General features: G+C 57.9%; 16 protein-coding genes. 7 read left to right on the plus strand and 9 right to left on the minus strand.

The window, feature by feature from the left end; genetic code table 11:
• Nucleotides 1-97: 97 nt before the first annotated feature.
• Nucleotides 98-1138: a LysR family transcriptional regulator gene (locus tag VSR68_RS39695; protein ID WP_342944948.1), complete on the minus strand. Its 1041-nt coding sequence runs from the start codon at nucleotides 1136-1138 to the stop codon at nucleotides 98-100.
• A gap of 356 nt (nucleotides 1139-1494) precedes the next feature.
• On the opposite strand from VSR68_RS39695, the gene VSR68_RS39700 reads away from it, so the two are divergent.
• From VSR68_RS39700 to VSR68_RS39715, 4 genes are all read left to right on the plus strand, one after another.
• Nucleotides 1495-2958, plus strand: coding sequence for a hypothetical protein (locus tag VSR68_RS39700; RefSeq protein WP_342944949.1), 1464 nt, complete (start codon nucleotides 1495-1497; stop codon nucleotides 2956-2958).
• A 10-nt stretch (nucleotides 2959-2968) separates the two neighbouring features.
• Nucleotides 2969-4420, plus strand: coding sequence for a hypothetical protein (locus VSR68_RS39705; protein WP_342944950.1), 1452 nt, complete (start codon nucleotides 2969-2971; stop codon nucleotides 4418-4420).
• Between the two features lie 16 nt (nucleotides 4421-4436).
• Entirely contained in the window at nucleotides 4437-4799 is a 363-nt protein-coding gene (locus VSR68_RS39710) for a hypothetical protein (protein WP_342933292.1), read from the plus strand.
• A 271-nt stretch (nucleotides 4800-5070) separates the two neighbouring features.
• Nucleotides 5071-6678, plus strand: coding sequence for a tannase/feruloyl esterase family alpha/beta hydrolase (locus VSR68_RS39715; protein ID WP_342933293.1), 1608 nt, complete (start codon nucleotides 5071-5073; stop codon nucleotides 6676-6678).
• A gap of 102 nt (nucleotides 6679-6780) precedes the next feature.
• On the opposite strand, the gene VSR68_RS39720 is transcribed toward VSR68_RS39715, so the two are convergent.
• Nucleotides 6781-9030 carry a molybdopterin-dependent oxidoreductase gene (locus tag VSR68_RS39720; RefSeq protein ID WP_342944951.1) on the minus strand — a complete coding sequence of 750 codons (2250 nt, stop codon included), beginning with the start codon at nucleotides 9028-9030 and terminating at the stop codon, nucleotides 6781-6783.
• 90 nt (nucleotides 9031-9120) lie between these two features.
• Complete coding sequence (locus tag VSR68_RS39725; RefSeq protein WP_342933295.1) at nucleotides 9121-9465, minus strand: carboxymuconolactone decarboxylase family protein; 345 nt, start codon at nucleotides 9463-9465, stop codon at nucleotides 9121-9123.
• Nucleotides 9466-9917: 452 nt separating this feature from the next.
• Between VSR68_RS39725 and VSR68_RS39730 the strand changes: the two genes are divergently transcribed.
• The 3 genes from VSR68_RS39730 to VSR68_RS39740 all read left to right on the plus strand — a co-directional run bounded on the left by VSR68_RS39730 (nucleotide 9918) and on the right by VSR68_RS39740 (nucleotide 13772).
• Nucleotides 9918-11111, plus strand: a complete 1194-nt coding sequence (locus tag VSR68_RS39730; protein WP_342944952.1) for a mandelate racemase/muconate lactonizing enzyme family protein — start codon at nucleotides 9918-9920, stop codon at nucleotides 11109-11111.
• A gap of 18 nt (nucleotides 11112-11129) precedes the next feature.
• Nucleotides 11130-12116, plus strand: a complete 987-nt coding sequence (locus VSR68_RS39735) for a D-2-hydroxyacid dehydrogenase (RefSeq protein ID WP_342944953.1) — start codon at nucleotides 11130-11132, stop codon at nucleotides 12114-12116.
• A 357-nt stretch (nucleotides 12117-12473) separates the two neighbouring features.
• The gene (locus tag VSR68_RS39740; protein WP_342933298.1) at nucleotides 12474-13772 is read left to right on the plus strand and encodes a transporter; all 1299 of its coding nucleotides are present in this window, start codon (nucleotides 12474-12476) and stop codon (nucleotides 13770-13772) included.
• A gap of 186 nt (nucleotides 13773-13958) precedes the next feature.
• Here the strand turns inward: VSR68_RS39740 and VSR68_RS39745 are convergent, their stop codons facing one another.
• The 6 genes from VSR68_RS39745 to antA all read right to left on the minus strand — a co-directional run bounded on the left by VSR68_RS39745 (nucleotide 13959) and on the right by antA (nucleotide 21246).
• Entirely contained in the window at nucleotides 13959-15197 is a 1239-nt protein-coding gene (locus tag VSR68_RS39745; protein ID WP_342933299.1) for a MalY/PatB family protein, read from the minus strand.
• Nucleotides 15198-15827: 630 nt separating this feature from the next.
• Nucleotides 15828-16520 (minus strand): sensor histidine kinase, encoded by a 693-nt coding sequence (locus VSR68_RS39750; protein ID WP_342933300.1) that lies wholly within the window; start codon nucleotides 16518-16520, stop codon nucleotides 15828-15830.
• An 81-nt stretch (nucleotides 16521-16601) separates the two neighbouring features.
• Nucleotides 16602-18164: a methyl-accepting chemotaxis protein gene (locus tag VSR68_RS39755; protein WP_342944954.1), complete on the minus strand. Its 1563-nt coding sequence runs from the start codon at nucleotides 18162-18164 to the stop codon at nucleotides 16602-16604.
• Between the two features lie 157 nt (nucleotides 18165-18321).
• Nucleotides 18322-19350: an anthranilate 1,2-dioxygenase electron transfer component AntC gene (antC, locus tag VSR68_RS39760; RefSeq protein ID WP_342933302.1), complete on the minus strand. Its 1029-nt coding sequence runs from the start codon at nucleotides 19348-19350 to the stop codon at nucleotides 18322-18324.
• 15 nt (nucleotides 19351-19365) lie between these two features.
• Nucleotides 19366-19854 carry an anthranilate 1,2-dioxygenase small subunit gene (gene antB / locus VSR68_RS39765; protein WP_342944955.1) on the minus strand — a complete coding sequence of 163 codons (489 nt, stop codon included), beginning with the start codon at nucleotides 19852-19854 and terminating at the stop codon, nucleotides 19366-19368.
• Between the two features lie 3 nt (nucleotides 19855-19857).
• Complete coding sequence (antA, locus tag VSR68_RS39770; protein ID WP_342933304.1) at nucleotides 19858-21246, minus strand: anthranilate 1,2-dioxygenase large subunit; 1389 nt, start codon at nucleotides 21244-21246, stop codon at nucleotides 19858-19860.
• Between the last annotated feature and the right edge of the window lie 287 nt (nucleotides 21247-21533).

The raw sequence follows: 21533 nt of genomic DNA on the forward strand, positions 1-21533 counted from the left end.
TGGGATGACAAGGCCCGGCGAGGGACGAAGGCCAGGCGGTGCAGCTGGCCGAGGCGCAGAGCGAGGGCGAGGGCAATGCGACCTACGGCCGCCGGAGCTACCGGGTTGCGCTCGTGTCTCGACAATGGGGTAGGGGCATGTCGGCATCGCGGGCCATAGATTGCGCGATGCCATTGGAGTAGAGGCCTGCTGGAGCTGTTTCAAGCGTAGACGCACCGCGCCAGCGGCCACTCTCACACAGTGTCTTGACGATGTTGCTCAGGAGGTCGCAAACGGCATGCTTTGCGTTGGTGACCGGTAGCTCGCGCGACCAGCAGATGCCGAGCGTACGGCACATTCCTGCATGCCGGATACGGTGCGCAATGAGTCGACCTTCATCAACCTCCTGTGCAACGAGCGCAAGGGGCAAGATCGTCGGCGCGATACCGGCCTGCACGGCGCTCTTGAGAACATGCACCGAGTTGATTTCGGCTGCGAGCGGTGGCAGAGGAAGACCGCTTTCACCGAAAACCCGCTCGATGATCTCGCGAATGCAGTGCGCATGCTGTGCGGCCGACAGAATGAGCGGCTGAGACGCTATCTCCTCGAGCGTAACGTCGCCGGTCTCGCTACTGGCGGTATGGTGCTTGCCGCGAATCCAAAAAAACGCTTCGGTGGCGAGGGGCTGGAACTCGAAATCAGCAAGCGGCACGTTCGACGTAAAGATGGCGAGATCCACACGGCCTTGCTTGAGTTGGGCCAGCAGATTGCCCGTCAGCTCCTCGTTCAAATGCAGTGAGACTTGCGGCAGTTGTTCACGCGCGGCTTGCAACAGTGGCAAGGCCAGCGCCGCGGACGCGCTTTGCGGTACGCCGAGCACCACGGAGCCGACGATCGATTCCGGTGCGCAGTGGACGGCGGCCCGAGCATCGTTGAGTTGCTTCAAAATCGCTTGTGCGTATTCGTAGAATATTTTGCCGGACTCGGTCACCCGCACGCCGCTGTAGGCTCGAACCAGCAGTTGGGTTCCCAGCTCCTGCTCGAGATCACTGATCTGCTTGCTTAGCGCTGACTGCGCGACGAACAGATGCTGTGCTGCACGTGACACGCTACCGCAATCGACGATCCCCACGTAGTACTTCAGTTGCCGGATTTCCATTTGCTTGCCCTTGATACGGTATGTGCGTATGCATCCGGGCGCACCTCCGATGTGTTGATCGACAGACGATACACCGCCACGGCTCCAAAACGTATTGCGGGCAACCCCAGTCACCGGCCTGGCCGTGCCTTCTCGTTGCACCCATAGGGCGAAGCTGTAAGAAACTGGGGTAATACGGCTGATTGGTAATACAAAAATGCAGAAAAACAGCTATCGCAGCAAGCGATGGCGGCATCGCAATTTCACATATTCTCGGAGTAGATCGAATCTGAGAGCATTGCCTAGAATTTTTTTAAAGCAGGCTGCGCATGCGGATGTGAAGTCACGAGCATCGTGCGGTCAAAGGAGACGATGGCATGAGCGCTGTTCCTTCCGTGAACCACCCCGCCCCATCGATGGGGCGATTCGTTCTCGCTCTCATTCTTGTCGCAGGATTGGTCGGCTGCAATAACGGCGGCGGCTCGCCGCAGAGCGTAGCCACCGCCGCGCACGGTGCGAAATCCGTAGCGCATGACGCCCTGGCCTCTACGTATTCGTCTACGACTTCGGCGGATGCCCTCCCGCTCAGCTGCGCGCCATCGCAAGTTGTGTCTCCGGGCGGGCGGTCGTCATGCAACTTGCTGTGGCTCGGACGTTACCCGATTCCGGGACAGACGATCGGCGGCAAACTCGTCGGCAACCGCTTTTACGTGACAAACTGGACGAGTGGTTTTTACGTGTTCGACGTAACCACGCCGGATAATCCGACGCTGCTGGGAAACGTGCTGTTAGACGGCGGCACGGGCAGTACCGTTCAATCGCAGGTCGAGAACGAAGATCCGGCTGTGAACGGGCAAGTGGCGGTGCTGTCGCGCACGGCTTACAAGGATGCACTCGTACTGAACATTAGCGATCCCGCCAACATGAAGGGCGTGGCGGTGCCCGGCGGTGATGCCCACGTTCAGGTCTGCCTGTATGACTGCCAATGGGTCTACGGCTCGACGACCGGCACCATCATGGACCTGCGTGATCCGGCTCACCCTGTGCTGTTACCGCAGAAGTGGACGGACATGGTCGGCTTTACTCCGGACGCTGCCGGCATCTACAAGGTTCACGCACTCAGTGAGGTTCGCCCTGGAATGGTGATCACGGCGAGCGATCCAGCAAAGGTGATCGACACCACCGACCCGGCCAATCCGAAGGTGCTTTTCTCGCTGCCTCCCTCGCCGCCGCCCAGCAATACGTTGGGGGAACCGGGACCCGCGCAGCCCGGCCGTATCGGCCACAACAGCCTGTGGCCGGAGCAGGGCAAGGATCGATTTTTCCTCGGGTTGTCGGAAGGGGTATATGACGGTGTATGCGAACTCTATCCGAACGAAGGCCGGACGTTGTATCTCTACGATACGACGGGTTGGCAGCAGAACAACACGTTCACGCCGCTATCGCAATACACGCTCGTGACCGGAAACGGCGATACAGGAGCGTCGGGCGGCGTTGCGCAGGTGGACAGTCACGGTAACCCGTCGGCAGTGGAGCCTGGGGTGGAGGGCTGCTCGACGCATTGGTTCGACCCGCACCCGAGTTTCCATAACGGCGGCCTGATCGCAATGGCCACGTTCTCCCATGGCGTGCGCTTGCTTAATGTCGAGAGCAATGGTCGCATCGATCAACTCGGGTACTTCGTGTCCAACGGCGCCGCCGGTTTCGCGTCGACCGTGGATGTGCGCTGGGTCAGCGATCGGATCATGTACGTGCTGGATTTCGCCAGCGGGTCGATGGACATCGTCGAGTACACGGGGCCGCTGCCGACCCAAGGGCCAGTCGATACGAGTGCGCTGTAATCGCGACGCAATGAACACGCTCCCATCTGCCCGGGTTCACCTTTCCGGATACGCGCTCGCACTGATGCTACTCGTTCCTGCTGGCGCACAAGCGCATTCGTTCGGTCGTGTTCTCGCGTTGCCGATGCCATTGTGGCTGTATATCTATGGCTCGACTGCTGCGCTGGTGCTCTCGTTTGCCGTACTGGCAATGTCACCCGAGAGCCGTTGGCGTGCTGCCGCGAATATCGGCGGCATGAATTCCGGCGTGCAGCCGAACGCTGCGCCGCTCGTCGTTCAAGCGGCTATCGGCGCTGCGTTCACATTAGCGGTGGTAGCTGGAATGTTGGGGACGCCGAATCCTTATCGCAACTTCAGCATGACCTTCTTCTGGGTCGCGTTCGTGCTTGGCGGCTACTATCTTTGCGCGGTCTTCGGCGATGTGGCGATGGCGCTGAACCCGTGGCACGCCTTACTGACGCGCTGGCCTAGCTCGCGAAGAGCATTCGATACGACGTCGCTCTTTCACGCTCCGGCGTTGGCGCTGTATATGGGATTCATCGCGTTCGAGCTGTTCGGGCCCGGCACGCCCCACTCGCTGGCGTGGGCGCTGCTCGGCTATACCGGCATCACGATGGCTGGCTCGCTGCTTGTCGGCGCCGAGCGCTGGTTGGAACACGGAGAGTTCTTCAGCCTATTGTTTCGGATCGCGGCCCGTATGTCGCCGCTGGAGTGGCGGAGCAGTTCGACGGGGCGACGTGGCTTTGCATGGCGTTCTTCCATTGCGTCGCTCGTATCTGCCGAAGCACCCGATTTCGGCGTGGCGCTTTTCATCTTGTTTATGATTGCGTCGACCACATTTGACGGACTGAAAGAAACGGTCGCTTGGAACGCCCTGTACTGGCAGAAGCTGGCGCCCTTGATGGCGCCGCTCGTCGGTTCGAATATCGCGCGGGCGTATCCCACGCTTAGTGCGCTGCAGACCGTGCTCAATGCAGTTGCCTTGCTGTTCTCGCCTCTGGTGTATCTAGCGGCGTGCTCGATCGCATTGAAATTGAGCCTACGGTTAGAAGGGCGGCCGCATCGTTACCGCCCCTCGCTTGGTGCGGCGATACTCGCGTTCGTACCCAGTCTCATTCCCATCGCGATCGCCTACAACGCGGCGCATTACTTCACATTGCTGCTGGGTCAAGGTCCGCAACTGGCGCCGTTGCTGGCGGACCCTTTCGGCTGGCGACTGGGTGCAACGGCGATGCGCGTTGCGCTACCTAGCCCTACGGTAGCGTGGCATATCGACGTTGGGCTGATTGTGGGTGGTCACGTCCTTAGCATGATCGCCTGGCACAGACGCGCGAGTCGCGAGGCTAACGATGCGGCGCGCGGCCCGCTGGCGCAGGTCCCCATGTTGCTCCTGATGATGCTGTTGACTGCCTCCGGCTTGTGGGTGCTCGCACAACCCGTCAGCCCTAGCCGGTTACTCTGACCACCTGGGGTAAGCGATGAAACGAAAATCCGCCTGCTTGCTGCTCGTCGTCGCTGTGGTGCTTGGCGGGATGTATGCGGCGCTATTGCCGGCGCGCAATGCAAGCGCAGTGACGCATCGCCTCGAACTCACCGTCGGGGCGTCGACCGCTGCGCGCCTACAACTGCGGCTGGGCGATCGCGCAGTACTCGTCGTCCACTCTGCGACGCCTGGTGAGGTCATGGTGCACGGGCTCACCGAACAGGAAACGCCTGTCGGGCCGGAGCACGCAGCGTCGCTGACGGTAGAGGCGGCAGCCGTTGGCCATTTCCCGATTCATTTCCATGACCCTCGCGGCCAACACGTGAGCCTTGGAGAGTTGGACGTATTAGCACGGTAAGTTCGGTACGCGCGGTCATAGATGCAAGGCCAGCCAACGTAGGGCTTGTGCGCTGTCACGTCTCCGTTTTGCGGCCACACGATATTCATCTCGACACCCTCGATGCGGCCCATCTCGATTGCAGATGACGAGGTCTCCAAACGGTATTTTTCTTTTTATCACGGCGCCCCGATCATGGAAATTCGCTGCGGGCATAAATACGCTTGAAGGTCTCTTCGGAGGTCCGCGCAGCGGCCATATATCGACAAAATAATCGGAGACGGAGCCCGGCATGAAACGTAGATCTTCCGCTCGTGTGACGAGGTCGGAATTGTTCGCCTCGCTGCTATTTGGAACAGTGGCTAGTATGCTGGCCGGTTGTGGCGGCAACCACGATGTAGCCAGTAACGATGTGCAAACCTTGCGCAGCCGTTGCTCGACGCTCGTCAACGCGATGCTCGGCGCCAACGAAGCGCAAGTGAGCACGGCAACAGTCGTCCCTGCATCGGGCACGTCGCCCGAATACTGCGCGGTCAACGCGCAAATTATCGGATCGCAGTTGAAGATGCAGTTGAACCTTCCTACAGACGGATGGAACGGCAAACTTGCGTTTTTGGGCGGAGGCGGGTTCGACGGTACGATGGCCGCGTTCAATGCGAGCTACAACAGCGCATCGATCCAAAGCGAGCACTATGCAACGATGGGGACCAACGGTGGATATGACTACACCGAGGCGGCCAAATACCCGGACTATTTCAAGGCCGAGTTTGCCACAGATCCTCAACAACTGGCCGACTACACGCATCTTGGGGATCATCGTTCGCTGCCTTTCGGAAAGGAGCTGATCCAGCGCTTTTACGGCGCACAACCGTCCAAGAGCTATTTTGAAGGGTGTTCGATGGGCGGGCACGATGCGATGATCGAAGCGCAGCGCTACCCAGACGATTTCGACGGGATCGTGGCGCGAGCTCCGGCAGGAAACGTCATGGGACTATTCATGCAGTTCAATCGCGTTGCCAAAGCGGTGCGGGTGCCCGCCGGCACGCTGAATACCGCGAAACAAACACTGCTAGCCAACGCGGTGCTGTCACAATGCGACGAACTCGACGGTGTAAAGGACGGCATCATTTCAAACCCGGCCGCATGTAAATTCGACCCGACAGTGCTGCGTTGTCCGGGGGGCGGCGACACTGGCGACAGTTGCTTGTCCGACACGCAAATCGGGACGGTGCAGGCCATTACGACATCTTTCGCGACTACCGACAATGCGATCACGCATCCGGGTTACAACTTTGGTCTTGAGAATTCCGCTAACGGCTGGGGCTCCTATATCTGGCCACAGGGGGCTTACGGTGGGAACTCGTTGCAAGGACTCTTCTCGGATGGCTTCATACGGTCTTTCGTAACGGGCGATCAGAACTACGACACGTCGCAGTTCGATCCAAACCAGTGGAGTGCGCGACTCGCTGTGATTGGCGGGATGTTCGAGGCGTTCGACCCGGATTTGAGCGGCCTGCATTCGCACGGCGCCAAAATGGTGATGATGAACGGCACCAACGATACGTCAGTCAGCCCGCGCGATAGCGCTCGCTACTATGACTCCGTCGTCACTAAAATGGGCAGTGCAAGTACGGACGACACGCTCGAGCTATTTCTCGAACCTGGTGTGGGGCACTGCTTCGGCGGCCCAGGTCCTGACCAGGTCGACTTGCTCAAAGCGGTGTCGACTTGGGCGGAAGGCGGCCCGCCTCCGTCACAGCAACGCTTGACGTTGACGAAGCTGGATGGCACCGGCAAATCAGTATTGACGCGCCCGCTATGCAAATACCCCGCCTATCCCCATTACAACGGCAGCGGCAGTCCCGACGATGCCGCGAGCTATTCCTGTTCAACGCAATAAGACTACAGGGGCGAATTGCTCGCGGAGCTCCGCGAGCAATTCGCGTACGGGACACCTGAATGCCAACCAGTCGATTGCGCGACAACGTGCACTGCCCTGCGGCTAACCGCTATACGGCTCGATGTTCACGAGGCAGGTGTGCGCCGCACATCCCTGTCCGAACCCGGAACTCCCCTTATCCAGGGTGAGTACGTTAGGATTACCGGCGCGATCCAGCGCATCGTCGGTATTATCCTGCGGGTCATACCATGCGCCCGTCGGAAGCATGACAACGTGTTGGCGAATTTCATCGACTACCTTCGCGCTGGCGAGACATTGACCGCGGCCATTCCATAAGCGAACGGTATCGCCGTCGGCAATCCCGAAACGGCTCGCATCGGCGGGATGAAGCCACACTTGTTCGTGCCCGTTGTGTTTGGTGGCTTTGCTTGCCGGTGCTTCGTCCAGCTGGCTATGCAGCTTTCCGACCGGCTGCCGAGAGATCAAATGCATCTCGGTCGTCGTGGCGCGTCCCAACCACTCGGCTGGCTCGATCCAGGCCGGATGAGGGAGGCAATCGTCGAGGCCGCTTCGCTCGAGGGTCTCGCTCCATAGCAAGATACGGCCCGTCTCGGTCGGCAACGGATGCGCTTCGGGATCCTTTCGAAAATCCTCAAGATAGGTGAAGTTCGCCCGCGTGGGAACCTCGACGACGCCCTGTTCCCAGAAATCCTCGAATTCAGGAAGCAGATGATCGAAACGCTCGCGGGCGTCTTTGCGAGCGATCTCGTACAGATGCCGAATCCATCCCATTTCGTCTCGTCCTTCGCTGAACGCCGGTTCCACACCTAGCCGTTCCGCGAGCCCTCGCATGATGTCGTAGTCGCTGCGCGCCTGACCCACCGGGGCGATGGCCTGATGCATGGCGACCAGATGGCCCGAGCGCCTCGCGCCGGCGATATCGTTGCGCTCGATCGATGTGCTGGCGGGAAGAACGATATCGGCACGGCGTGCGGTCGCCGTCCACATGGGGTCTTGAACGATGATGGTCTCCGGCCGCGTCCACGCGCGGCGCAGCCGGTTTAGGTCTTGATGATGGTGATAGGGGTTTCCGCCTGCCCAGTAGACAAGACGAATGTCGGGATACACATGGGTCCCGCCTTCGTAGGTAAACGTCGTTCCGGGATTCAACAGTAGATCGGCGATCCGCGCGCACGGGATGAAATCGCGAATCGGCTTTGATCCTTGCGGAAACGCTGGCGAATTCGACGCAGCCAGAGGAGGACCCATACCACCGAGCGATCCATATCCATAGCCGACGCCCGTTCCGGGCAACCCTATCTGGCCAATGACGGCGGCGAGACCTAACGCTGCCCAATAGGGCTGCTCGCCGTGATGGGCGCGTTGGAGGCTCCAGCCCACCGTCAGCATCGACCGCGTTTCGACGAGGCGTAGAGCGAGTTGCCTTAGACGCGATGCGTCGAGATCTGCGATCGCCGCCGCCCACGCCGCATTCTTCGGAGTGTCATCCGCGTTGCCGGACAAGTAGTCGACGAAGCGATCTGCGCCACTGCAGTACGTGGCGAGGAAATCACGGTCATGTCGCCCGGCAGCGACGATCTCGCCTGCTAGCCCGAGCATCACGGCCGTGTCGGTGTTCGGCCGAATGGGCCACCACTCCGCGGGTACCCAATCGGGAAGATCGTCGCGTAGCGGAGAGATGAGGACGAAATGCACGCCACGCGCGACCATCGCGCGCAGATAGTCTTCCAACTGGTGGCGGGCGATGCCGCCGGCTTCGCTTTGGGCGGTGCGCGGCGAGAGTCCGCCGAACACGACGACGGTCTGCGCATGCTCGGCGACAGCGTCCAGTGTTGTGGCTCCGCCGTTGCACGCTTCGGCATCGCCGAGCGTGTGTCGCAAGATCACGGGACCTGCTGCGGTGCTGTAGGTGTCGACGTGACCGGTATAGCCGCCGACTAAATTGAGAAGCCGTTTGAGCTGTGACGACGCGTGATGAAAACGGCCGCAGCTCGTCCAGCCGTAGGAACCCGCAAAGATCGAAGAATTGCCGAACGTTTGGCGCACGCGCTCGATTTCGTCGGCGACGAGTTGCAGCGCTTCGTCCCATGACAACGGCACGAAACGATCATCCGGTCTGCGCTCGTTGGGCCCCTTGTTCTCGAGCCAACGCTCGCGCGCCATCGGTTGGGCAATCCGGTGTTTGGAATCAGCCCAGTGTTTTACCGAGTGAATGATCGGCGATGGCGCTGGATCACCGGCAAAGGGTTCAATTCCGACGACATGGCCGTCATCCACCAGGACCGAATAGGCGCCCCAGTGACTGCAGTGACTAAAGCGTTGCAATGCCACGACTACATCTCCCCGACTTCGGTCATTTTCAAAAAAGATAAGCGGCCGGCTTGCCGAATAGCTCGGCAACCGGCCGCATCGGAGGGCGACTTAGGTGTTAGGCAGCTGCGAGTGTGCTTCCAGAACGCGTGCCGAGTAGACCAGCGCGGGGCCGGCGTTCATTGCGATCGCGACGCTCAGCGCTTCCACGATTTCCTCCCGCGTTGCGCCATGTTCGACGGCTTTCTTGGTATGCGACGCAATGCAGCCGTCGCAGCGCGTGGTTACAGCGACGGCCAGCGAGATCAGTTCGTGAATCTTCGGGCCCAGTGTGCCGTTTTTCACAGGGGCATTTTGAATGGCGGCGAGGCCCTTCATCACCTCCGGGCTCAGTTCGGCATAGTCAGCGACGCGCGCCTGCAAAGAGGCGCGGTAGTTGTTCCAGTCTTGCATCATGTGGATGTCTCCTTGATGAGTGGCTAAAAGCGCAAGCGCCACGTAGGCGGCAGGCTCGGTGGATTGGGTCGCCTAATCACTACGCACGCTGGGCGTGCCTAGGGCAGCCCATTAGCACATTGTGTTCGTGCTCACGCTTCCACTTGAAGCGCGAATTGGGAAAAGCAGTGGTGAAAATTGTTCACGAATGGGCTCGATGCTATTTGGCCGAGCGCGGCGCTAAGCCTGGCGCGGCGGAGCGAGGCGGGGCGTCATGAAAGCAAGAATTTCTTTCTTTCCAGAAAAGTAGAACTCGTTTGTCAGCGCGAGGCGCTTTATGCAGGATGGGGGCGTTTCCACGGGTGGGAGCGTTTGCGCGTATCCCGGAGGAAGACACGTTGCATTTGCAATGCCCGCGGGCCAACGCGTTGAGCGCTGTGTAAACACGGCGGTGCTAATGGAGGAGCAAAGACATGAAAATTACGCAAATCGAGGTACTCGAGGCCGACCTGTCGGGTCGTGACGGCATGGCATCTTGGCGCGTCGTACTCGCTCGTGTGCATACGGACGAAGGCATTAGCGGCCTCGGGGAGGCTGGCGTGACGTATGGTGCGGGCAGCCCGGCGGTTGCGCCCATGATTTTGACGCTCGGCGAGCGATTCGTGCTTGGCGCAGACCCCTTCAATACCGATACCGTATGGGAGAGCCTACTTCGACGTTCGGTATGGGCTGATGGCGGCGGACCAATCGTCTTCGCGGCGATCAGTGCTATCGATTGCGCGCTGTGGGACATCAAGGGGAGGGCGCTCGGCCAACCGGTGCACCGACTGCTCGGACGCGCCACGCCGGAACCGTTGCGTTGTTACGCGAGCCAGCTTCACCTCGGTTGGGGCGAACAGGCGCAGTGGATCGGGCAGCCGGCACAGTACCGGGAGGCCGCCGCACACGTGCGGGAACTGGGGTACGACTGCGTCAAAGTAAACCCTATCATGATGGACGAAGAGGGTAAGTACGCCACCGGGCTGCGCGGCGTCCTTACGCCGGCGCAACGCAAGCTGTTCCGCAAACGGATGGAGGCTGTCCGCGAGGGGCTGGGAACGGATGCGGATATCATTCTCGAGCTCAACGCGTTGACCTCGACGGCAGGCGCATTGCAGATCGCTGAACTCGTCCGCGATCTCGACATCCTTTTTATCGAGGAACCGACTCACAACAATAGCAACCATGCGCACTTGAAAATGGCTCGCAAGTCGCCCGTCTCGCTTGCTATCGGCGAGCGTCTCTACACGCGCTGGGGCTTTTTGCCCTACCTCGAGGCAGGCTCGATCGACATGATCCAACCTGACGCCTGCCTAGTCGGGGGTATTAGTGAAGCGTATCGGGTCGCGCATCTGGCCCACGCTTACGACGTGGGAGTGCAGGCGCATGTCTGCGGATCGCCGTTGGCCACCGCGATCGCGCTGCAATTCGAGGCCGGCATTCCGAACTTCAATATCCACGAGAATCACGCCTATACGCTGCGGCGTGCCAATAGAGAGCTATTCGAAGAAGACTTGCAGCCCGAGAGCGGCAAATTTGCCGTGCCGACGACTCCCGGCTTCGGTATGACACTGCAGCGCGAGGCGGAACAGCGCATGGTCAAATCCTGCGTAAAGCTGGCCAAGTGAACAGCGGAAAGGCAAGAGGTGAATATTGTTTTCTTGGGTAAGTTCGGACGAGACGCGGTAGGACCGGCCATTGCGGCCGTACCAGGTGCTGTTCTGACCTATGCGGATGACGTGAAGCAGCATGCCGCCGCTTTTCGACAGGCTGAGGGTGTCGTGCTTGCCGGCCCCGCCTATTCGGCTGACGTCGCGGAAGTCTTAGCGGGGGCACGCAAGCTACGATGGATCCAGACCCTGTCGGCCGGCTACGAAAACCTGCAACGATTTGGGGTTCCCCCTGGCGTTACAGTGACCAATGCTGGCGACGCGTGGTCGGTCTCGGTTGCCGAACACGTGATGGCACTTCTGCTCGCACTCACGAAACGGCTGCCTGAAGCGGTCCGGCAGAAGGAGCGCCGAGCTTGGGAACGGCAGTTGATGAGCTATATGGGTTCACTGCAGGATCGTACGATGGTCGTGGTCGGGTTCGGCTCCATTGGGAAAGAAATCGCACTGAGAGCCCGGGCCTTCGGCATGAAGATCGTCGCCGTAATGCGCACGCCGAAACCGTCAGAACTAGCGGATGACGTGTATGCATCGAGCGAACTGCCCGCCGCCCTCCGGTTGGCGGACGTCGCCGTTATCGCGGTCCCGGCACATCCGGACACCGTGAACCTAATCAATGCGCAGACACTTCGCGAGTGCAGGCGGGGATGTCTCCTGATCAATGTCGCGCGTGGCGAAGTCATCGATCAAGATGCGTTAGTGGACGCGCTTCGTACTGGTCATATCGGGGGCGCGGGCATTGATGTGGCCGTTCCTGAACCACTGCCAGAGGCGAATCCATTGTGGCGAGCTCCCAATCTCATCATCACTCCGCATGTTGCAGGCGGCGGCGAGCTCGTCATGACGAAGCTTGCCGAACTCATTGCAGACAACGCGACTAGACAATCGAAGGGGCAGCCGTTGCGTTGCATCGTCATCCCACCGCAGCCGCATTTCAAGCCTGCCCTGTCGACGCTTCAGTAGACCGCGTGTGATATCGCCCGCATGCAAGCGGCGGGCGCCTCACCGTGCTCGGGGCCTGTCGAACTCGCCGGGGGAGAAAGTGTTACGCAGTGCAGAGAGACGGTTTTTGCACGCTTTATCTGTTTTGACTGTATTTCACAAATGACTGTATTAATGGTCATGAATTTGTAGGGTGACTACCGATAGAACCTCGGAGACTCGGAATCTACACTGATCGCATATGAATTTACGCTTATTTTAAATTTATAAAGAATTTGATTTTAGTGGAAATCTAGCGTTTTAATTAGTGTTTTAATCCGACGCGCGAAGAATCGGCGTTTATTCCAGCGTTGTTCAGTTCGAGAGGTGGTGCGCAAGATGGGAATTCTCGGTAGCAGTTCGATTGAACTCGAAGGTGGCTCCGTCGAGCGGATTCCGTTCACGGCGTACGATGCAGGGTGGGTGGTCCTTTGCATCGGAATGGCAATCGGATCCGGCATTGTATTTATGCCACTCCAAATGGGAGTCAAAGGTTTTTGGGTTTCCGCAGCGGCATTGGCAATAGCCTATCCGGCGGTGCAGTTTCTTTCGAATCTTTATATTAGATCACTTTCTGCCAGCGGTCAGTGCAAGGACTACACCGGAATCATCACTGAGTATCTCGGGAAGAATTGGGCGGCAGCGCTCAGCGTCGTGTACTTTATCACGCTGACTAAGGCGATGCTGGCATATTCCACGACGCTTACGCATGATGGTGCGTCCTATTTGCAAGTCTTTGGTGTGACCCATGCGTCTTTGGCGGCCACTCATTGGTTTCCGCTCTGTGTCATCGGAGCGATGGTCGCGATCGCGTCATGCGGCGAGAAGGTACTGTTCCGAGTTTCAGGCCCGCTCATCGTAACCAAGCTCGCGATCGTGGTCTTCCTTGGGCTGTCGATGATGCCCTACTGGAATCTGAAAAACGTGAGCTTCGTTGCACCCGAAAACGTTTTTTCGTTCATCGAAAACGTTCTGGTGTCCCTCCCGTTTGCGGTGTTCTCGATCGTCTACATACAGATCTTGAATCCAATGAACGTTGCGTTCAGAAAGGCAGAGTCTGATCCTGCGATTGCGACGTACCGTGCGTTACGGGCAAGCAGATATGCGTACATCATTCTGGTTGTGAGCGTGCTCTTCTTCGCCTTTTCGTTTTTGTTCTCGGTTAGTTCGGAAGATGCACGATACGCTGTATCGCAGAACATTTCTGCGCTGGCACTCTCTGCACGCGTGATTCCTGGCGATACGGTCAAGATTCTTGCCACGACGCTGAACGTTCTCGCAATGTTGTCGGCTTTCTTTGGCGCCTACCTCGGTTTTCATGACGCGATGAAAGGGATCGTCGTCAATGTTCTCGACCGGTTCATGGCGCGGAGCTCACGTCTTGACCGCGTACTTCCTGTGGGGATCGCTGCGCTGTCGACGCTGCTCCTGACGGTGTGGGTCTGGAGTAACATTTCTACGATGGCACTTCTGCAGTGGACGTCCCCGACGTTCGGCACGGTATCATGCCTCATTCCATGCTACTTGGTGTGGCGTGTTCCCGCGCTTAGGAAGTTCCGCTCCGCGAGCGTGTGGTTCGTCGGATTCACCGGCCTTATGCTGATCAGTACGCCACTCTTCAAGTTGTTGGGACACTGATATCGAAGCTCTGAGTCGGTCCCAAAAACGCCCGCCGGCATGAAACCCGGCGGGCGTTTTTGCTGCATACCTCAAACGTAACTCATATCGGCGGCATCTACTTCGTATCGGCGGCGTCTACTGACGGTGCGATCCGTTCCGTATCGATGCCGGCCGAGTTCGCTTTAGAGTCCAGCCGAGTTCGCTTTAGAGTCCAGCCACTGCTTCGCTTAGTCGCCGGATCGCCTCGACGATGGTAGCGCGGGGGCACCCGAGATTTGCACGCATATAGCCGTGCCCAGCGCTACCGAACTTCTGGCCCTTGTCGAGCCACAGCCGAGCTTTGGTGAGCATGAATTTGTCGAGCCTTTCAGCATCCATTTCAAGCGCCCGGCAATCCATCCACGCGAGATAGAGAGAGTCGGCCGGCAAGACCTGAATCTTCGAGGTGATGCGGTGGACCGCGTTACGAAAGTAAATGTGATTTTCGCGGAGGTAGTCCAGCAACTGTGCCAGCCACGATTCGCCGTGGGTATAGGCGGCCTCCGCGGCTACCATACCTAGCGTGTTGACCGCCGGATACATATTCCGGTCGTACTGACGGCGTAGTTCCTCACGAAGACGTCGATTCGGCACGAACACGTTCGCGCTCTGCAGGCCCGGCAAATTGAATGTCTTGCTAGGCGCAGTGCAGGTGATGCTGCCCTGGGCGAACTTGTTTCCGAGCGAGGCAAATGGCACGTGCCGTTTGACCGGATTGAGGATCAAGTCTTGATGAATCTCGTCCGAAATCACCAGTACGCCGTGCCGATCACAGATCTCACCCATGGCTCGCAGTTCGTCCTCCGACCATACGTTACCCGTCGGATTGTGCGGGTTGCTGAGGATGAACACTTTGGTGTTATCGAGGATCGCTGCCTCGAACATCTTTTCGTTGAAGCGGTATCCGTTCTCTGTCCGCTCGAGTGGCGCCAACGCCAGACGGCGACCGTTCATCAGAACGTCGTCGTGGAAATGAGAGTAAACGGGGGGCTGGATTAGGACTGAGTCCCCGGGTGCCGAAAATGCTTGAATAGCGGTCTTGAGTACGGTGATGATGCCGCTCGTTTGTATCACCCATTCGCGAGCTACTTCCCACCCGAACCGCTTCGCTTGCCAGCCTACGACGGCGTCGACGTAGCTCCTGCTTGCTCCGCGTGGATACCCGAAAACGCCAAACTCGACGGCCTCGCGAAGGGCATCGATGACAGGCTGCGGCGCTCTGAAATCCATATCGGCGACCCACATCGGTAGCGGGTTCGCTTCAAGTTCATCGGTCTTGAGAAATCTGTCCCCCGACTCCCACTTCAACGAGTTCGTATTCTTGCGATTGATCACTTCGTCAAAAATGGAGTCGGGGTTTTCGACCGGTGCTCCGGAATTCTTTGGTTTCGAATAGGGATTCACGGCGTGTCCAGTGGGAAATAATAGATGATAAGACTCGAATTTCGTCTTAATACGAGAATGACAGGGCCTGCGTTTGAGCGGACTATGCCCGTACCGATTTTATCAAAACGACTGGAAGCCACGCTCCCTGGCTTATGAATGTTTGGAAAAGGTATGTTTCTGAAGTGGAACTTATGGGTTGGCCGAGACGACGTGGTCACGCCGTCAATTTGAACGCCGCACCGGCGTCCCTCAAAGGATGGCGATGCCTACGCGGCACGAAGGCGAGAGCCGGAAACGCTCAGGTGGCGGACCTGAGGCTACCAGCTCGTGGTGCTCCGAGGGGTAAGGTCATCGATAGCGGGGCGCCTTCTGCTCATCGGCTTTGAAAAACCTTCCGTCGGATTCCGCTTCAGGGAGTTCGTGTTCTTGCGATCGCGGCGCATCCAGTGGCTGGAATAGGTGATGACTTAAAATTGCAAATTGATACAAGCGCGCCGAGGTTTAATTCAGTCCAGTCCGTAACAGTACTGATTTTATCAAGCAGATTAGCCACCGCTCTGATACAGCGCTTTAGTCAAGCTCGAATGCTGATCGCATACGCGTGACAATTCGAATTTTCAATTTTTATAAGTCGTAAGCCGTCTATATCTATTCTGTAATGAGAGCATCATCTTCATTAACGCGCAACTGGACCACCGAGCCGTTTCCGGGTTGACTGTGGATCTCGAGGCGGGCGTCCATCATTCTCGCCCGATCGGCCATCCCCAATAGTCCATACGAGCCAGGGCGCCGCTCCAACATATCAAACCCTTTTCCATTGTCGCTGACGACGAGCTCAATCTTAGAACTTGATGTGGTCAATGTGATTTCTACGTGCGAGGCGGAGGCGTGGCGAGCGATATTCGTCAGTGACTCTTGGGCGATACGAAAAATCCCCGTAGCATGGATTTCAGATAAACGCGGTTCACGACCCGTCACATACAGACGGCATGAAATCTGTGAACGCCGTCTGAAGTCGTTCGCCAGCCACTCGAGTGCTGGTACGATCCCGAAATCCAACGCAGCGGGCCGCAGCCGGTTCACTACACTGCGAGCCGCCCCCATGATCGACTCGACGAGCACTTTCATTTCTTCGGCCTTTTGCACCGCAATTGAATCGGGCGACAAGTTCTCCCTCAACAGCGACACTTCAAGTCTCAGAGCAGTGACCAGTTGCCCCAGCTCGTCGTGGATCTCCATTGCGATTCGTTTCCGTTCACCTTCCCGAGCGGCTTCCAAGTGCCTGCACAATCCTTGTGGCTGAGAGAAAGCGGGTGTTCTTCGTTTGGTGTCTTTGCACATTGGACCGACCTCAAGTTGAAGAGACGTTTTCGATGATAGGACTATCGCAATCTCCCAAAAAATGACTTGTGAGATTCCCGGTCACGCAGTCAATTTAAATGTCGCAACGGCGTCCTTCAACTTCCAAGCGTGTTCGTCGAGCGACTGCGCGGCTGCCGCCGCTTGCTCGACCAGTGCAGCGTTCTGCTGCGTCACGCCGTCCATTTGCGACACGGCTTGATTTATCTGTTCGATGCCTCGGCTCTGTTCCATCGACGCAGTAGCGATTTCGCTCACGATGACCGATACACGCTCTATGGCCTGCTCGACATCGCCAATCATTTCGTTCACTTTGCCGGCTTGGTCTACGCCGCCCTGAATTATTGCGAGGGATGAGGCAATAAGTTCCTTTATCTCCTTGGCAGCGGACGCCGACCGTTGGGCGAGCCCACGGACCTCGTTAGCCACGACGGCGAAACCGCGTCCGTGATCGCCCGCACGAGCGGCCTCAACAGCTGCGTTAAGTGCAAGTATGTTCGTCTGGAACGCTATGCCTTCTATCAAGCTAGTGATATCGGCAATTTTCGTGGACCTGCCGCTTATCTCCCCGATCGTGCTTACCAAATCCTGGACCGCTTCGTTCCCGGACTTGGCCATGGCGGAGGCATGCGCGCCAAGAGAGTTTGCCTCTCGTGCGTTGTCTGCGTTCTGCCTGACAGCTTCGGTCAATTCCGTCATGCTGGCTGCAGTCTCTTGGAGCGACGCGGCTTGCTCCTCCGTGCGTGCTGATAGTTCGTCGTTTCCTTGTGCAATCTCTCGACTCCCAAGCGCGACTGTTTCAGCATAGTGGCGTACGCTCTCGACAACCCGCCTGAGACCGATATGCATCTCTCTCATTGCCACAATCAAGCTGCCTGGAGGTGCGCCGAGAACTGCAGGCTCACTCGATAGATCACCCTGCGCGATCGTAGAAGCGATTTCTCGTGCGGTAACCGGTTCCGCGCCCAACTCATGCAGCAGGCTTCGAGATAGAGCGAGCCCAACCCCCAACAGTATGAAAGTCGAACCTGTCAGAACGATCACAAGGGTCACCTTCGCTCTCTCATACGTCGTGACAGCTCGCAGCTTCTGTTCCGCGTTACGTGCCGTCTGGAATTGCGTGAAGTGCGTGATCGTATCTTGAAGCGCTTGCAACGACGGTGCGGCTCGATCGACCAACCACTGCGCAGCTTCGTCGCGCTGCCCGTTCCGGGCCAACGTCACGAAGTGATCGAAGTCCGGTACCGTCCGCTTATCGTTAGTCTCGAAAATTGCGTCTATCAGCTCAGTGGCCTCAGGAGACCCGAGCGCGATCTTACGCAGTGCTTCTCGGTCAGCCAAGAATTTTCGTTTTGCGTCATAACCGCGCGCAGTGAAAGATGAGATCGCGTTCGCATCGGTTATAAGCAATATTGTTTTTATGGAGTCCATCCCGATAAAAACCTGACGAGAGAGATCTTCCGCCAATGCCAATTTGACGTTTCCATCGTCGACGATTCGAGAGAGGCGAGTGTTGGCTTCTTGAAGTTTGTCCAACGAAACGGCGCCTTCCATCGAGAATAGGATGAATAGGGTGCCGAACGCGATAAGGAGGCGTGTAGAAACGCTAAGCGTCCTTTTTTTCATTATTTATATCCCCGTTAATCCAGGCAGGGCTCGAATTGAGTTTTTTATCGATGAGGCGCGGATACACAACGCGGGTTCGGTGCTTGCCCGGCACCCGCATTCCTCTCACCAACGGCGAACGAATCGTCGGCGTCGTTACCGCTTCGAGGTGGGGCGGTTAAAGGCTGTTGCTCTCCGCGAATTTCTCGTAGAAGAGCCTATGTTTGTCGCGCTGTTCAGTCGCCAGCCACACTTTGATCGCCTCCACCATCGGAGGCGGCCCACACAAGTACATGTCGACCGACATGGCGTCCAGGAACGCGCGGTCGAAATGCTGTGGAATAAGCCCCGTCTTGCCCAGCCATTCTGCCGAGGGGTTCATTACGACAATCTCGCATTGGAAGTTAACGATACTGTCTTCATAGCGTGCAAGGCGCTCAAGCTCGCACAAATCGCGCGCGTTGGTCACGCCGTAGTAGAGGCGGATCGGCTGCCCGCAGCCGCCCCTCTGTGCAAGGTCGTCAAGCATGCCCAAAAACGCAGACAAGCCGGTGCCGCCGGCAACCAGAACTAGCGGGCGCTCGATCTGTCGCAGATAAAAGGCTCCGAACGGCGCTTCGAACTCGATCGTTTGCCCTGGCTTGCATCGATCGCGTATGTAATTGCTCATTGCGCCGTCAGGAAGAAGCCGGATCAGAAACTGCAACTGGTTGCTGTCATCGGGCCGATTCGCGAACGAGTAGGACCGCCAGACGTCCGCTTCGGGCACCTTGAGGCGTGCATATTGTCCGGGGAGGAAGTCGAGCCGTCGCGTGTGTGAACTCGCATCGAGATGCAAAATTGCGGTTGTTTCGGAAACCTGCTGTACATCGGCGACGCGCCCGGACAGGAGCGAGGTGCCTCCGGCGTTACACAGGCTCGAATCGAAATCGAAATAGAAAGACGCGTCCGACTGCAAGCGCGTCTGGCAAGAAAGAATCTTGCGTTGCGCGAGGTCAGCCGAGGTAAGCGTCTCCTCGTCAACATAGTCCTGCGTGTAGCTGCCTGATTCGCAGCGTCCCTGGCAGGTGCCGCATACGCCTTCTCGGCAATCAAGGGGAATGTTCACCCCGTTGCGCAACGCAGCGTCGAGTAAAAGCTCATCGCCCCGGGCGTCGAAGAACACGGTTTTGCCGTCGGCAAAACTAAAAGCAACTTTGTAGCTCATGGGGAGGCACTCCGCTCAAAGATGGTAAAAGTCGAGCACCGCGTTGATGGTGTCGTTGAGCAGCAGCACATGCTTCTTGGTGATCTTCCAACTTTGACCGTGTTCGCGCAGGTGGTAGGTAGCCCGCCCCAAGAAGCACTCGCCTATGCCTTGACGAGCATAAAACGTTGCCCAGTTCACCTTCACCTCATAGTTACCGCCTTCGCACGGAGTGATGCGCACGTTGGTGATCTGATGCATCGTTCGCGGCAGCGGCGTCGATGCGGCGGATTTGCCGGTTCGCAAGCGAAAGACGCGGTCTTCTAGACCCGTGCGGTTCGAATAGTAGATCAGCGACATACCGCGTTTCGGGTCGCTCGTATATTCGTGCTCGGAGTCCCACTGCGGTACGTGAAATTCGCTGTTCTCGTCGAACAGATCGAGATATTCGTCCCAGAGTTGTGCGTCGCAAAGCTCCGCCATGCGATAAAGAAACTGCTCGACTGAATGTTGCAGCGCTTGCATGGTTTAAGCCTCCTCGGTATCGCTGGATTTTTGCGAGAGTCCTTTCAACAGCGACTCTTCCCACGCTCCATGCTGGTTCACATATAAGCCCTCATGTGTGAGTTCCGTTCCAGTGAGACGTGGCTTGATGCCGAGTAGGCGTGTGTTCTCGGTCTCGCCCGTCACCCAACGATGATGGCCGCGCGAGATATCGCTCCATCGTTCGAGCCGCGCCTGAAAGCCACGTTGCTGTTCCCGGAACTCGACTAGATCGTCTGGCGTGCCCATCCCGGATACGTTGAAGAAGTCCTCGAACTGTCGAATGCGATTCTCGCGGTCCTGATCCGATTCGCCCTTTACACCGATACACTGGCTGATCACTTCCGTTTTGTTCCAGGCCACGGGCCGCACGATGCGAAGCTGAGAACTGATTTGATCCATGAAAAAGAGGCTCGGATAGATGTTCAGATTGCGCAGTCGATGCATCATCCACTCAGCCTTCTGTTGGCCGTGAGCTTCAACGAGGCGCGGTGTCACGCTCGCATAGCCCGGACGTACCTCGGGATTGGGCATGTCGCTGAATAGCACACTGTGGCCGTTTTCGAATGCGAACCAACCATCGTCGGTATCCGCGTCGCCCGAACCGAGCTTGCTGTAGTCGAGGGTTGTGCTCTGCTTCCCATCCTTCTTCGCGTTCGATTCCTGGCGATGCTGAACCGTGGCAACGTAGTTGTAGTGCACAGTACTGACGTGGTAGCCATCGAGCCCGTTCTCGTTCTGCAGCTTCCAGTTCCCTTCATAGGTGTAGGTCGATTTGCCGGGCAGAACTTCGAGTTCCCCCGTAGGCGATTGCTCGACCATCATGTCGAAGAAGATGCGAGCATCGCCGAGGTAATCCTCGAGCGTATCGGTAGCTTCAACGTCCAGGCTCACGAACACGAAGCCCTTGTAGCTTGCTATGCGTGCCTTCTTCAATCCCCGCGTTGCCTTGTCGAAATCGTCGCAGTACTCGCCCGGAGCCTTTACTTTGACGAGCCGGCCATCGCTCTTATAGCACCATGCGTGGAACGGGCAAGTGAAAGTGGACTGATTCCCCTTACTCATGCGCGTGAGGGTTGCGCCGCGGTGTTGGCACGCGTTGATCATGGCGTTCAGTTGGCCGCTGGCGTCCCGCGAGATGATCATCGGTTGCCGGCCCGCGCGCATCGTCATGAAATCGTGCGGTTTCGAAATTTCGCTTTCGTGGCAGGCGTAAATCCAGCGCTTCTCGAAGATGAATTCCATCTCCAGGTCGAACAATTCGGGCTGCGTGAACATCTCGCGCGCGACGCGATAGACGCCATCCGCGGGGCGGAAGTCGAGGCATCCACGAATAAATTCCTGCCACTGCAAAGTGGTTCTCTTTGCGCTCACGATCGTTGCTCCTCCAGCTTTTCTCGGGCTTATGAATGGGTGCTTGGTAGACAGGATTGGACACCGGACGAGGGGCCGGCACTATCCGCTTGGTGGGCGTCCTTTATCCATTTTTTTGCCTCTTGGCGAGCGGACATCCACCCGTCGGCGAAGATCGCCCCGAAGTGCTGCGGGAACTGGCCAGGCTCGCTAGTCGCAGACGTCTATTCGTCCCACCTTTGCCAAGCTGACTTATCGGCCGCAGCGCTTCTTTTCGGTTGTGGAATCGTCTATTCTTCAAGCTTCAG

Source organism: Paraburkholderia phymatum (assembly GCF_038900715.1).
GTDB lineage: Bacteria > Pseudomonadota > Gammaproteobacteria > Burkholderiales > Burkholderiaceae > Paraburkholderia > Paraburkholderia phymatum_A.